The sequence below is a fragment of the Nonomuraea sp. NPDC048916 genome, assembly GCF_040649575.1.
Lineage (GTDB): Bacteria > Actinomycetota > Actinomycetes > Streptosporangiales > Streptosporangiaceae > Nonomuraea.
In genome coordinates this window covers 41,716-55,393 of sequence record NZ_JBEZFS010000023.1, presented here as the reverse complement: position 1 = coordinate 55,393, position 13,678 = coordinate 41,716, and the positions used below count along the sequence as shown (strand labels likewise).

Here is a 13,678-nt window from a genome sequence, read left to right as displayed (position 1 = left end):
GTTCGACCCGGAACGGGTAAGGACTTCGCCAAGGGCGGGCGCCCAGCCGGGACGGGCGTGAGCATGGGTGATCGTGCGTCATGTTCTCGCCGTCCTGGTCCTGCTGGCCGCCGGTTGCGGCGCCGCCTCCGCGCCCGCCGCCCCCGGGCCGGCCTCGGCGTCCGTCTCCGCTTCCGAACGCGCCGCGCCCGCGCAGGCGCCGCCCGCCGAGCCCGCGCCGTGGCGCATCACCGAACGCGGTGGCGAGCACGAGATCGAGGGCTACGCCGACCGCGTCAGCGTGCTGCCGGGGGAGCGGTTCCGGCTGCTCGTCTCCACCACCGCGCCGCGTTTCACCGCGTCGGCGTTCCGGATGGGCGCCGTGCCGGTGAGGGTCTGGCGCTCCGCGCGGACCGGCGGGACACGGCAGCCGCCGCCGCGGATCGTCGAGGGCATGGTGACCGCCGCCCACTGGAAGCCCTCGCTCACCGTCGACACCACCGGCTGGGCCGAGGGCGCCTACCTGGTGCGGCTGGACGCCTCCACCGGCGGCCAGCGCTACGTCCCGATCACCGTGCGCTCGGCCTCGGCGGAGGGCCGGGTGGTGATCGTCAACGCGGTCACCACCTGGCAGGCGTACAACCTGTGGGGCGGCCGCAGCCTGTACACCGGGCCCGGCGGCTATGACGACCGGTCACGCAAGGTCACCTTCGACCGTCCCTACGACGATTCGGGCGCCCGGCACTTCCTCGACTTCGAGCGGAACGCCATCCAGGTGGCCGAGCGGAGCGGGGTGCCGCTGGCCTACCTGACGAGCCTCGACCTGCGGCCCGGCGCGTTGCGCGGCGCCCGCGCCGTGGTGTCGCTGGGGCACGACGAGTACTGGTCGCCGGCGATGCGGGAGGCCGTCACCCGGGCCCGCGACCGGGGCGTGAACCTGGCCTTCCTCGGGGCCAACGCCGTCTACTGGCGGATCGGGCTGTACGGCAGGATGATCATGTGTGACAAGGAGACCCAGTGCCCGCTCTGGCGGCAGTCGAAGCCGGAGAGCGGGCTGGTCGGGCAGATGTACGACTGCTTCCCGGCCGAGGCGACCTACCGGGTGACCAGGCCGGGCCACTGGATCTTCGAGGGGACCCGGGGCACGAGCTTCCCCGGGCTCGCCGGGGTCGAGACCGACAAGGTGTCGTCCGGCTCGCCGGACAACATCCAGGTGCTGGCCGAGTCGCCGGTCGACTGCGGCGGCCGGGCCACCGTCAGCAACAGCACCTACTACGTCGCCCCCAGCGGCGCCGGGGTGTTCGCCTCCGGCACGATGCGCTGGGTGTGCGGCCTGAAGGGTGAGGCGTGCGGCCACGGCGTGACGCGGGCGGCCTCCGCCTTCACCCGCCGCGCCACACTCAACCTGCTGACCAGGTTCGCCAAGGGACCGGCCGGGCCGGCCGGTGTCCCGCGCCGGGCTTCGTGAGGGCTGGTCACGACTGCTCGCCTCTGGGCCGCGTGATGGCGTCGAGCATCCGCCCGATCTCCCGCTCGGCCGGCTCCTTGGTCACGCCGAGCCCGGCGAGGGCCGTGACCGCCGGGTTGTCGTCCATCGTGAGGGCGGCGAGCAGCAGGTGCTCGGTGCCCACGTAGTTGTGGCCGAGCCGCAGCGCCTCGCGGACCGTCAGCTCCAGCACCTTCCTGCCCTGAGCGCTGAACGCCGGCGGGCCGGCCGGCGACTCGGCGGCGGGACCGAGCGTGGGTTCCACCGCCTCCCTGACCGCGCCGAGTGTGACGCCGAGCGCCTCCATGGCCCCGGCGGCGATCGCCTCGGGCTCGTGCAGCAGGCCGAGGATGATGTGGCCGACGTCGATGTGGTCGTGGCCGGCCCCGCGGGCCTCCTCCTGCGCCTGCACGATGACGCTGCGGGCCCGGCCGGTGAAGCGGGTGTAGGCGCCCAGCTCCTCGGCCAGCGAGGTGCCCTCCCTGGGCACGAACCGCTTCTGCGCCGCCTGCTTGCTGACGCCCATGCTGCGGCCGATGTCGGTCCAGGAGGCTCCGGAGTGCCTGGCCCGGTCCACGAAATGGCCGATCAGGTGATCGGCCACCTCGCCGAGGTGCTCGCCCAGCGTCACCGCGTCGGACAGCTCGCTCAGGGGATCGCCGTCGGGGTGACGGCTCTTGATCGCGTTGATGAGGTCGTCGAGGCGAACGGTCTGCTCCATGCGTCAACCATAGGTTGACGATGCCCAGGTCGTCAACCTTACGTTGACGATCGTCTCAGTCGTGCGTGGAGGCCAGCCGGACGGCCGCCAGCCAGCGCCGGTAGCCGGCGTCGTCGCGCTCGCCGGGCTCGAACCGGCGGTCGAGCTGCCACGTCTTGCGCAGCTCGTCGGCGGAGCCCCACACGCCGGCGCCGAGCCCGGCCAGGAAGGCGGCCCCGAGCGCGGTGGTCTCCTGGATCACCGGCCGTTCGACGACCGCGCCGAGCTGGTCGGCCTGCAGTTGCATGAGCAGGTCGTTGGCGCTGGCCCCGCCGTCGGCCTTGAGCACCGGCGCCGAGCCGCCGGTCATCACCTCGACCACGTCGCGCACCTCGAAGGCGATCGCCTCCAGCGTCGCCCTGACCAGGTGGGCCCTGGTCGTGCCGCGGGTGACGCCGGTGATCAGGCCGCGCGCCTCCGGGTCCCAGTGCGGCGCGCCGAGCCCGGTCAGCGCCGGCACGAACACCACGCCCCCGCTGTCGGGCACCGTGCGTGCCAGGGCCTCCGACTCCGGGGCGCTGCCGATCAGGCCCAGCCCGTCGCGCAGCCACTGGATGGCGGCCCCGGTCACGAAGATCGACCCCTCCAGCGCGTACGTCAGCTCGCCCGAGGGCGTCTGCCAGGCGACCGTGGTGAGCAGCCCGGCCGCCGAGCGGACGATCTCGCCGCCCGTGTTGGTCAGGACGAACGACCCCGTGCCGTAGGTGCACTTGACGTCGCCGACGGCGAAGCAGGTCTGCCCGAACAGCGCCGCCTGCTGGTCGCCCGCGACGCCCGAGATGGGCAGGTCGAGCCCGAGGAAGGCCTCCGGGTCGGTGCGGCCGAGGTCGCCGTAGTTGGGCACGATCTCCGGCAGGGCCGCCTCGGGCACCCCGAACAGCTCGCACAGCTCCGGCTCCCATCCGCCCGAGGCCAGGCCGTACAGCAGGGTGCGGGAGGCGTTGGACGGATCGGTCACGTGCCGCGCGCCGGCGGTGAGCCGGGCGATGAGGTAGGAGTCGACGGTGCCGGCCACCACGTTCCCGGCGGTGACGCCCGCCCAGGCGCGCGGATCGTGCTCGGCCAGCCAGGCCAGCTTGGAGCCGGTGAAGTAAGGGTCGAGCCGCAGCCCGGTCAGCTCCGAGACGCGCGGCTCGTGCCCCTGCTCCCGCATCCGCGCGCAGATGTCCGCGGTGCGGCGGTCCTGCCAGACGATCGCCCGGCGCGGCGCGGCCAGGGTGCGCCGGTCCCACAGCACCGCGGTCTCCCGCTGGTTGGTGATGCCGACGCAGGCCGGCGTGCCGGCGGCCCCGCGCAGCGCGGCGGCGCAGGCGGCCAGCGCGGCCTGCCAGATCTCCTCGGGGTTGTGCTCCACCCAACCGGGACGGGGGAAATGCTGGGCGAACTCCTGGTAACCCTTTGACTCGATTCGGCCGTCTTCGGTCACCACCAGCGCCGTGACCCCCGTCGTGCCCGCGTCTATGGCCAACACGCTCACGGATTCTCCTCCCGGAAGACGTTTTGCTCGGTACGCTCACATTTGGTCTAGACCAATGCCCGCGCAGGCGGGCACAATGCGATTCTGGTCGTGAAGCTCATCGGGAGGAACCCGCTATGCGTATTGGAGTGCTCACCGGGGGTGGCGACTGCCCCGGTCTCAACGCGGTGATCAGGGCTGTCGTCAGGAAGGGAGTGAGCGCCTACGGTCACGAGTTCGTCGGCTTCCGCGACGGCTGGCGCGGCCCCCTCGAGGGCGAGACCATGCCGCTGGACATCCAGGCCGTGCGCGGGATCCTGCCCCGTGGGGGCACGATCCTGGGCTCGTCGCGCACCAACCCCATGAAGATCGAGGGGGGTGTCGACCGGATCAAGGACAACCTGGCGGCGACGGGCGTCGACGCGCTCATCGCCATCGGCGGCGAGGACACCCTCGGGGTGGCCAAACAGCTCTACGACCGCGACGTCAGGGTCGTCGGCGTGCCCAAGACGATCGACAACGACCTGTCCGGCACCGACTACACCTTCGGCTTCGACACCGCCGTCAACATCGCGACGGAGGCCATCGACCGGCTGCACACCACGGCCGAGTCGCACCACCGGGCGCTGATCTGCGAGGTGATGGGCCGGCACGCGGGCTGGATAGCGCTGCACGCCGGGATGGCGGGCGGCGCCAACGTCATCCTCATCCCGGAGAAGCCGTTCGACATCGACCGGGTCTGCGAGTACGTCGAGTCCCGCTTCCGCACCCGCTACTCGCCGATACTCGTGGTCGCCGAGGGCGCGCACCCGATCGAGGGCCAGATGGAGCTGCAGGCCGGCGAGCTCGACGCGTTCGGCCACGTGCGGCTCGGCGGCATCGGCGAGGTACTGGCCAGGGAGATCGAGAAGCGCACCGGCAAGGAGGCCCGCACCACCGTGCTCGGCCACATCCAGCGCGGCGGCACCCCGACCGCGTTCGACCGGGTGCTGGCCACCAGGTTCGGCCTGCAGGCGATCGACGCGGCCCACGAGGGCGACTTCGGGAAGATGGTCGCGCTGCGCGGCACCGACATCGTGCGCGTCGGCCTCGACGAGGCGACGGCCGAGCTCAAGACGGTGCCCGTGTCGCGCTACGCGGAGGCCGAGGTCTTCTTCGGCTGACTGTAAGCGGCTTGCAAGCGGCGGGCCGTACCTTCTGAGTCAGCGGGGTTACCGCTACAACCCCCCTCAGGGTACGGCTTGCGCCGCGGCGAGTCGGCGGCCCACTACGCGTCGCAAGCCGTACCTAGGAGATAGCTCAACCGCGGGGCGTGCCGAAGAGATTAACCTGCGGCGCGCCCTCGTCGTTTCGCCTCTTCTCCAGGCGGGCCAGAAACTCCTCCTCGCCGCGCAGCTCGCGTTCCGACGGCGACAGCATGACGGCCAGCAGCAGGCCCAAGGTGACCAGGCTGATGCCGACGATCAGCGGCAGCAGGAAGTCGATCCCCCTGGACCCGGTGAGCGGCGCCGTCGACCCGTGCACCTCGACGGCCATCGCGAACATGCCGGTGTAGTGCATGCCCGTCACCGCGAAGCCCATGATCAGCGCCGCGCCGGCCCGCTTGAGGGCGCCCGTGACCCGCAGCGTGAACCAGAGCGCCACGGTCGAGGCGGCGATCGCGATGACCACGGAGAGCGTGACGATCAGCGGGTCGTAGCTGATGTGGCCGGACATGTTCATCGCGATCATGCCCAGGTAGTGCATGCCCGCCACGCCGACTCCCGTCAGCAGGCCGCCGCCGAGCAGGTAGGACAGTCGCTCCCCCTGGAAGGAGACGAGGAACAGCCCGGCGCCCACGACCACGACCGCGATGAACGCGGAGGCGGCGGTCAGCGGCACGTCGTAGCGGATCATCGTGCCCCGCACCCCGAAGCCCATCATGGCGATGAAGTGCATCGTCCAGATGCCCGTGCCGCCGATCGCGATGGCCGCTCCGACCAGCCAGAACCCTCGCTCCTTGCCGGTGACGAGGCGGGCCCGCGAGGTCAGCAGCAGGCCGAGCATGGAGCCCACGCTGGACATGACGTAGGCCAGGACGGGCGTCACGAGCCCGTAGGAGAAATGATCGATCGGCGACATGAGCCCCCCTCGGCAATTAACGGAGTATGAGCGTCAAGTCGGTGAAAATACAACTACCTGTGTCGGGATCGTGACCTAGAGGTAGATGGGACGTCGCGGGAGGAGGCGGGATGCGCGGAGTGCCCGCTGTCGCGGGCGTGCTCCGGCACCGGCGCGGCGAGCGCCGGTGGCCGCCGGACGGGCTCGACGGCGAGCGACGACTGCCGGGCGACGCGCCTGCGCAGCTCCAGCCGGGCCGCCAGCTCGGCGTCCTCGTGCAGCTCCTTCGCCGACGGCGCCAGGATGACCATGAGCAGCATGGTCAGCGTGATGAGGGAGATCACGGTCATCAGGGGCACGAGGAAGTCGAGCGCGTCGGCGCCCGGCACGACCCCCGGCTCCGCGTGGGGTGTGACGACCATCGCGTGCATCCCCGTGTAGTGCATCCCGGACACGGCCACGCCCATGACGAGCGCCGCCCCGGTGATCCAGATGGGCTTCTTGACCCGCACGGCGAACCAGAGCGCGACGGTCGCGGCCACCACGGCGATCGCCACGGAGGCGGCCACGATCCCGCGGTCGTAGGAGACGTGCGCCGACAGGTTCATCGCGTACATGCCCAGGTAGTGCATGCTGGCCACGCCCAGGCCGGTGAGCACGCCGCCGCCGAGCAGGGCGAGCGGCCGGCCCCCGCCGTAGGAGACCAGGAACAGGCCGGTGCCGACGACCACGACCGCGACGACCACGGAGGCGGCGGTCAGCGGCACGTCGTATCTGATCTGGGTGCCCTCGACCGCGAAGCCCATCATGGCGACGAAGTGCATCGTCCAGATGCCCGTGCCGCCGATCGAGATGGCGGCGCCGAGCAGCCAGCGCACCCGCGAACCACCCCGCGAGGCGTGGGCCTGGGCGGTGAGCCGCAGTCCGAGCATGGACCCCATGCACGACATCACGTAGGCGAGTGCCGGCGTGAGCAGGCCATGGGTGAAGTGATTCACAACGGACATTCGTCAAAGGTTCCTTGCCGTAGAGGTCTCCGGAATTCTGTCAGCCGTCCTGTCCGATTCGCATGGATATCTCGACTATCTGTCAACTTGCTCTGTCGGAAACGCGAGGAATGTTCGCGGGTGACCGGGCGAGTGAGGGCTCGGGGGCGGACTGAATGCGGACTAAACTCGGTGGGTCGCGGCGTTGCTCCTACGCGCCCGTATCCCCGTCTTCTCCGGAGGTTCAGCCATGACGACGATGTCCGCCCTGGGCGAGCCGTGCGTTCTGCTCAAGCTGGGCGAGATCGTCCTCAAAGGCAAGAACCGCGAGCTGTTCGAGCGCCGCCTGATCGGCAACATCCGCGACGCGCTCAAGGATCTCGGCTTCAAGGCCGACGTCCGCGGGCGCCACGGAGTCATCGCGATCTTCCTGCCCCAGGGCGCCACCCCCGAGCAGTCCGAGGCCGTGGCCCGGCGGGTCGCCGACGTGCCGGGGCTGGTCTGGATCCACCCCGCCTGGCGGGTCGCCAAGGACCCCGACTCGGTGCTCAAGGCCGGGATCGAGCTCTTCCGCGACCGCGAGGAGGTCAAGCGCGGCGCGGCGTTCGCGGTCCGCTCGCGCCGCCGTGACAAGCGCTTCCCGCTGCGCTCCAACGAGCTCGACCGGTTCGTCGGCGGCGCCATCAACGACGAGTACGGCCTGCCGGTCAACCTGCGAAACCCCGAGCTGACCCTGTTCATCGAGGTCGACCGCGACGAGGTGTTCGTCTTCACCGGCGGCATCCCCGGGCAGGGCGGGCTGCCGGTCGGCAGCAGCGGCCGGGCCCTGGTGCTCATGTCGGGCGGCATCGACTCGCCGGTGGCGGCCTACCGCATGATGCGGCGCGGCCTGCACGTCGACTTCCTGCACTTCTCGGGCATCCCCTTCACCACGTCCGAGTCGATCTACAAGGCCTACGCGCTGGTCAGGAAGCTCGACCGGTTCCAGGGCAGGTCGCGGCTCTGGGTGGTGCCGTTCGGCAAGGCGCAGCAGTCGATCCGCAGCTCGGGCCAGGACCGTCTCGCGGTGATCGCCCAGCGGCGGCTCATGCTCAAGACGGCCGAGGAGGTCGCCCACCGCATCCGCGCCGCGGCGCTGATCACGGGCGACGCGCTCGGCCAGGTCTCCTCGCAGACCCTGGCCAACATCACGGCCCAGGACCACGCGGTGGAGCTGCCGATCCTGCGGCCCCTGGTCGGCTGGGACAAGACCGAGATCATGGCCGAGGCGCGGCGCATCGGCACCCTGGAGATCTCCGAGCTGCCCGACGAGGACTGCTGCAGCCTCCTGGCTCCCAAGCGGGCCGAGACCCGGGCCAAGATCGAAGACCTGAAGCAGATCGAGAAGCGGCTCGACGCCGAGGAGCTGGCCGTCCAGCTGGCCGACTCGATCCAGGAATACACCCTCTGACCCGGCGCCGGGCTGACCCGGCGCCGGGCGTCAGGCTTGCCCACGGGTCAGGCGGGCTGCGCGACCGCGGCCGACTTGCCGAGCAGCGCGGGCAGGTCGCGCATGACCACGGCCAGCTCCTCGAGGTCGCCGTCGATCAGCGCCTGCGGGCCGTCGCACAGGGCCAGCTCGGGCTGCGGGTGCACGTCGATGATCACGCCGTCGGCCCCGACGGCGATGGCCGCCCGGGTCAGCGGCAGCACCAGGTCGCGCCGGCCGCCCGAGTGCGACGGGTCCACGATCACCGGCAGGTGCGACAGGCGCTGGGCGACCGGCACCGCCGAGACGTCGAGGGTGTTGCGGGTGGCGGTCTCGAACGTGCGGATGCCCCGCTCGCAGAGCACGATGTCGAGGTTGCCGCGCTGCGCGATGTACTCGGCCGCCATCAGCCACTCCTCGATGGTGGCGTTCATGCCGCGCTTGAGCATGACCGGCCTGCCCGCGGCGCCGACCGCCTGCAGCAGCGCGAAGTTCTGCGCGTTGCGGGTGCCGACCTGGAGCATGTCGGCGTAGGAGGCGACCAGCTCGACGTCCTGCGCGTCGACCACCTCGGTGACGATCGGCAGGCCGGTCTCCTCGCGCACGTCGGCCAGGATGCGCAGCCCCCGCTCGCCCAGCCCCTGGAAGGCGTAGGGCGACGTGCGCGGCTTGAACGCCCCGCCGCGCAGCAGCGTCGCGCCCGCCGCCTTGGCCATCAGGGCCGCGTCCAGCGTCTGCCCCGGCGTCTCCACCGCGCACGGTCCCGCGATCAGTGTCACGGTGTCGGGACCGATCGGCACCCCGCCCACGTGGACGGTCGAACGCTCGGGATGGTTCTCGCGGCTCACCAGTTTGTACGGCGTCGACACGCGCATCACGTCGCGCACCCCGCGCATGCCCCGCAGGCCGGCCGCGTCCAGCTGGGTGACGTCGCCCACCAGCCCCACGATCGTGCGCCGCACGCCCCTGCTCACGAACGCCTCCACGCCGGCCGCCTGGACGACCGTGACGATCGACTCGACGTCGCCCTGGGTGGCCTCCGGGCCCATCACGATAACCATCTGTTCTTTTCTCCTCCGGAAACACGAGAAGGCCCCGGGTCCTCTGGACCCGGGGCCTTCTGTTCGCCTGTCTGCTAGCGCAGCGTCAGATGGCGAACGGACTCGGGTCCGTCGCCATACCAAAACAGGAACGCCTTGCGCATAGAGGCCAACAATAGCGCACCCAACCCGCCCGCGAGCCGGAGGCGGTCCGGTGGCAGGATGGCTCACGACCACGAGAGCGTGCGATAGGAGTGATCGTGCAGGAGCCGCGCCTGCCCCCAGGCCAGTACGTCCCGCGCGGCCGTCCGGTGATCCACTACGGCAGAGTGCCCCAGTTCAGGCCCGACAGCTGGGACTTCCGCGTCTTCGGGGCCACCGCCTCCGGCGACGAACACCGCTTCACCTGGCACGACTTCGAGCGGTTGCCCCGCACGAACGTGGTGGCCGACTTCCACTGCGTCACCAAGTTCTCGCTCATGGGCATCGAGTGGCGCGGTGTGACCCCGGCCACCATCCTCGCGGCCGCGCCGCCCGACGCGGGGGTCCGGCACGTGATGATCTGGGCCGAGTACGGCTACAGCGCCAACCTCAGGATGTCCGACTTCACCGCACCTGGCACACTGTTCGCCATGGAGGTCGACGACAAGCCGATCAGCCTCGACCGCGGTTTCCCGCTGCGCGTCGTGGTGCCCCACCTCTACGCCTGGAAGAGCGTCAAATGGGTGCGCGGCATCGAATACCTGCTGGAGGATCGCAGGGGTTTCTGGGAGGAGCGCGGCTACCACAACGTGGCCGACCCGTGGCGAGAGCAGCGCTACTCCTACCAGGAGGAACCCGGTGAGGGCCCTCCGTAGGGTTTCCGCCCGAACACAGTCCGTGGCCCGCTACGGTTGCCCGCATGCTGACCACCGCATGCGTGGTGCTCTCCTCCCTGACCTTCGTCCTCGGCTACGGCCTTGCCCGTCTCGCCCGCGCGCCGCGGCGCGGCCCCCGGGTGCCCGAGCGCCGATGCAAGGACGAGGCGACGTTCACCACGCTGCACATCGCCGCGATGGCGGCCCCGGCGCTGCGCACGGGGCTGCACCGCGACTCGGCCCGTAAGGCCGTACGCCACCTGCACGCCCTGCTCGGCACCTACGCCGTCGCGATCACCTCCACCGACGCCGCGCTCGCGTGGGACGGGCCGTGCACCGACGAGGTGCTCACCTACGCCCGCACGGCGCTGGCGGCCGGCCGGGCGCAGGTGTTCGCCGGGGAGCCGTACGGAGCCGTCGTGGTGCCGCTGACCGTGGACGGCAAGATCGTCGGGGCGCTGGCGGCGTTCGACGACGAGCTGAGCGCGGGCCTGGTCCGCACCGTCACCGAGGTGGCCCGCTGGGTGTCGGGGCAACTGGAGCTGGCCGAGCTCGACTCCTCGCGCCGCCGCGCGCTGGAGGCGGAGATGCGGGCGCTGCGGGCCCAGATCTCGCCGCACTTCGTCTACAACGCGCTGACCACGATCGCCTCGTTCGTCCGCACGGACCCGGTGCGCGCCCGCGCGCTGCTGCTCGACTTCGCCGACTTCGCCCGCTACGCGTTGCGCAGGGCCCACGACTTCACCACCCTGGCCGACGAGCTCACCTGCGTCGACCGCTACCTGCTGTTGGAACGTGCCAGGTTCGGCGACCGGCTGCGGTTCAGCCTGCAGGTGGCGCCGGAGGTGCTGCCGGTGCCGGTGCCGTTCCTGTGCCTGCAGCCGCTGGTGGAGAACGCCATCAAGCACGGCATGGGCAGCCGGGGCGGCAGCGGCGAGGTGCGGGTCGTGGCGCGGGACGCGGGCCCGGAGGCACACATCTCGGTCGAGGACGACGGCGCCGGCATGGACCCCGAGCACGCCCGGCGGGTGCTCGACGACGACCCCAGGCGCGAGGGCAACGGCATCGGGCTGGCCAACGTGGACGTGCGGATGCGGCAGATCTACGGCGAGGGCTACGGCCTCGTCGTGGAGACGGCGCTGGGCGCGGGCACGAAGGTGCGGCTGCGCGTTCCCAAGACTCAATTTAGCTCTTTGTAGCCAAATCTTTACGCGACGTTGGCATGTCTCTTGTGACCTTGGGGTTCATGCGGCAGCGTAGGAGTCATGCTGCGTCTGCTGGCCGTTGACGATGAAGTGCCCGCACTGGAGGAGTTGGCATACCTCCTGCGTCAGGACGGCCGGGTCGAGCACGTCGCGACCGCGTCCGACGGTGTCCGGGCGTTGCAGGACATGGTCCAGATGATCGGCACCGGCGAGCGGCTCGACGGGGTGTTCCTCGACATCCGGATGCCCGGGCTCGACGGGCTCGACCTGGCCAGGCTCGTCGGCGGTTTCCCCAGCCCGCCGCGGCTGGTGTTCGTCACGGCGCACGAGGAGTGCGCGGTGCAGGCGTTCGAGCTGGAGGCGGTCGACTACCTCCTCAAACCGGTCCGGGCCGAACGTCTGGCCGAGGCCGTGCGCAGGCTGGAGGCGGCCGCCGCGCCGTCGGCCGAGCCCGGCCAGGACGACGTGATCCCGGTCGAGCTGGGCGGGCGCACCAGGTTCGTGCCGCAGCAGTCCGTCCTGTTCGTCGAGGCCAAGGGCGACTACGTGCGGCTGCACACGGTCGACGGCAGCTATCTCCTGCGCATGTCGCTGGCGGCCCTGGAGCGGCGCTGGGCCGAGGCTGGCTTCATCAGGGTCCACCGGAGCACCCTGGTCTCCGTCCGGCACGTCAACGAGCTCAGGTTCGAGGGCGGCAGGGTGACGCTGACCGTGGGCACCGAGACGCTTCAGGTCAGCCGGAGACACAGCCGCGAGGTGCGCGAGCTGCTGGTCCGCCAGCACCGGAGCGTGATCTCCTAGAGGCCCGGCCGGCGCCCGGGCGGGCGTGAACCGGGTGGCGCGGTGTCTCTGTCGCCGAGCCCGTGGCCTTTGCCGTGATGGTTGTGATTTCCCTGGTCACGTCGGGGCGGACCCTTCATGTGATGAATCGGGTAACCGCCTGGACGCCCGTGCGCGAGGCGCTCGCGAGCCCCGTAATCGACCGCTCGTCGAAGCGGAGTGACCGCTCATCGTGCATGCACGCTCCGTATGCCGATGACTACAGACCGTTCAGCGAGCTGTCACCCAACGGGGTTTCGCCTTCAAGATCGCAACCGTAGTGTTTCGGCATCGGAAGCCACCCGGCGCATCGGGGACAGGGCCGCGAGGCCCGCCACCGACCTGATGCTCCGGTTCCACTGGTGACCACGCGGGTCACCACGGTTGTCGGGCCCTTGACCGGGGGGTAGGGCCCGCCTGCCGGGTACGTGAAGGGGCGCCCGCAGCGGCCGCGGAGACTCGGCGGCGATCCGGCCTTCCGGGGGCGGTCGGATCGCCAGCGCGGGCGTCCCAACACGACGGCGGATCAGCCGTCGCGCAGCGACTTGAGCAACGCGATGTCGGCACGATGCATCTCGGCCTTGCCCGGCGTCTCGATGCAGATCGGCACCCCCGCCACGGCCGGATGGCGCATCAGCGCGGCGAACGGCGCGCTGCCGATGTGGCCGGCGCCGATGTTCTCGTGGCGGTCCTTCCTCGACCCGCACACGTCCTTGGAGTCGTTGGCGTGGATCAGCTTCAGCCGCCCCGGCGCGATCTCGTGCAGGGCGTCGAACGTCTTTCGCACGCCGTTCTCGGCCGCCAGGTCGTGACCCGCGGCGAAGGCGTGGCAGGTGTCGAGGCAGACGCCCACCCGCGGATGCCAGTCGAGCGTCGCGAGGTAGGGCTCGAGGTCCTGGATCGTGGCGCAGAGCATCGCGCCCTGCCCCGCCATCGGCTCCAGCAGCAGGTCGGGCCCGTTGCCTGGGATCTCGTCGAGCAGCGGCAGCAGGTGCTCGCGCACCTGGCGCATCGCGTCGTCGCGCGGCTGCGTGACCGCCGAGCCCGTGTGGACCACCACCCCCTTGGCCCCGGTCTCGACGCCGCGCCGCAGCGTGTGGCGGACGAGCGCGATCGAGCCGGCCAGGGTCGCGGGGCTCGGCGAGCCGAAGTTGGCGAGATAGGGGACGTGGATGAAGGTGTCGACGCCCGACTCGATCAGCTTCGCGTCCTCGTCGGGCCGCCCCTCGGTGAGCGCCCAGGCGCGCGGGTTGGTGACGAACACCTGGATCATCTCGGCGCCGATGTCGGCCATGTATCTCAGGCCGCCCGTCGCCAGGCCGCCGGTGACGAGGACATGCCCGCCGATGAGAGAGCTTGGGATCATGATGCCTCATAGTTTAGGCCGGTCACAGGCCCGGTCCGGCCTGACACGGCCGCCGCCGGCGGCGCGGCGGTTGGAGCATGACACGAAAAGTCCTGGCCGACCGGTTGCGCACTTCAGAGCTCTTGCGGATGGACCGGGGACGGCGGGCATGTGTGT

Annotated in this window: 12 protein-coding genes; 6 read left to right on the top strand and 6 right to left on the bottom strand. The window is 71.0% G+C overall.

Annotated elements, in window-relative coordinates:
• Window positions 1-73 precede the first annotated feature (73 nt).
• Window positions 74-1,447: a N,N-dimethylformamidase beta subunit family domain-containing protein gene (locus tag AB0C16_RS24460; RefSeq protein WP_357686220.1), complete on the top strand. Its 1,374-nt coding sequence runs from the start codon at window positions 74-76 to the stop codon at window positions 1,445-1,447.
• 7 nt (window positions 1,448-1,454) lie between these two features.
• On the opposite strand, the gene AB0C16_RS24455 is transcribed toward AB0C16_RS24460, so the two are convergent.
• Both AB0C16_RS24455 and AB0C16_RS24450 read right to left on the bottom strand, forming a co-directional pair.
• Complete coding sequence (locus AB0C16_RS24455) at window positions 1,455-2,186, bottom strand: Clp protease N-terminal domain-containing protein (RefSeq protein WP_357686219.1); 732 nt, start codon at window positions 2,184-2,186, stop codon at window positions 1,455-1,457.
• Between the two features lie 55 nt (window positions 2,187-2,241).
• Window positions 2,242-3,702: a glycerol kinase gene (locus AB0C16_RS24450; RefSeq protein WP_357686218.1), complete on the bottom strand. Its 1,461-nt coding sequence runs from the start codon at window positions 3,700-3,702 to the stop codon at window positions 2,242-2,244.
• Window positions 3,703-3,818: 116 nt separating this feature from the next.
• Between AB0C16_RS24450 and AB0C16_RS24445 the strand changes: the two genes are divergently transcribed.
• Window positions 3,819-4,844: a 6-phosphofructokinase gene (locus tag AB0C16_RS24445; protein ID WP_357686217.1), complete on the top strand. Its 1,026-nt coding sequence runs from the start codon at window positions 3,819-3,821 to the stop codon at window positions 4,842-4,844.
• A gap of 136 nt (window positions 4,845-4,980) precedes the next feature.
• Here the strand turns inward: AB0C16_RS24445 and AB0C16_RS24440 are convergent, their stop codons facing one another.
• Window positions 4,981-5,802 (bottom strand): MHYT domain-containing protein, encoded by an 822-nt coding sequence (locus tag AB0C16_RS24440; protein ID WP_357686216.1) that lies wholly within the window; start codon window positions 5,800-5,802, stop codon window positions 4,981-4,983.
• Between the two features lie 53 nt (window positions 5,803-5,855).
• Window positions 5,856-6,788, bottom strand: a complete 933-nt coding sequence (locus AB0C16_RS24435; protein WP_357686215.1) for an MHYT domain-containing protein — start codon at window positions 6,786-6,788, stop codon at window positions 5,856-5,858.
• 229 nt (window positions 6,789-7,017) lie between these two features.
• Between AB0C16_RS24435 and thiI the strand changes: the two genes are divergently transcribed.
• The gene (gene thiI / locus AB0C16_RS24430) at window positions 7,018-8,217 is read left to right on the top strand and encodes a tRNA uracil 4-sulfurtransferase ThiI (protein ID WP_357686214.1); all 1,200 of its coding nucleotides are present in this window, start codon (window positions 7,018-7,020) and stop codon (window positions 8,215-8,217) included.
• Between the two features lie 47 nt (window positions 8,218-8,264).
• Here the strand turns inward: thiI and aroF are convergent, their stop codons facing one another.
• Complete coding sequence (aroF, locus tag AB0C16_RS24425; protein WP_357686213.1) at window positions 8,265-9,296, bottom strand: 3-deoxy-7-phosphoheptulonate synthase; 1,032 nt, start codon at window positions 9,294-9,296, stop codon at window positions 8,265-8,267.
• A gap of 239 nt (window positions 9,297-9,535) precedes the next feature.
• Here aroF and AB0C16_RS24420 point away from each other — a divergent pair, with 239 nt between their 5' ends.
• The 3 genes from AB0C16_RS24420 to AB0C16_RS24410 all read left to right on the top strand — a co-directional run bounded on the left by AB0C16_RS24420 (window position 9,536) and on the right by AB0C16_RS24410 (window position 12,138).
• Complete coding sequence (locus AB0C16_RS24420; protein WP_357686212.1) at window positions 9,536-10,132, top strand: molybdopterin-dependent oxidoreductase; 597 nt, start codon at window positions 9,536-9,538, stop codon at window positions 10,130-10,132.
• 44 nt (window positions 10,133-10,176) lie between these two features.
• Complete coding sequence (locus tag AB0C16_RS24415; protein WP_357686211.1) at window positions 10,177-11,331, top strand: histidine kinase; 1,155 nt, start codon at window positions 10,177-10,179, stop codon at window positions 11,329-11,331.
• Between the two features lie 66 nt (window positions 11,332-11,397).
• Complete coding sequence (locus tag AB0C16_RS24410; RefSeq protein WP_357686210.1) at window positions 11,398-12,138, top strand: LytTR family DNA-binding domain-containing protein; 741 nt, start codon at window positions 11,398-11,400, stop codon at window positions 12,136-12,138.
• A 544-nt stretch (window positions 12,139-12,682) separates the two neighbouring features.
• Here the strand turns inward: AB0C16_RS24410 and AB0C16_RS24405 are convergent.
• Window positions 12,683-13,522, bottom strand: a complete 840-nt coding sequence (locus tag AB0C16_RS24405; protein WP_357686209.1) for a deoxyribonuclease IV — start codon at window positions 13,520-13,522, stop codon at window positions 12,683-12,685.
• Between the last annotated feature and the right edge of the window lie 156 nt (window positions 13,523-13,678).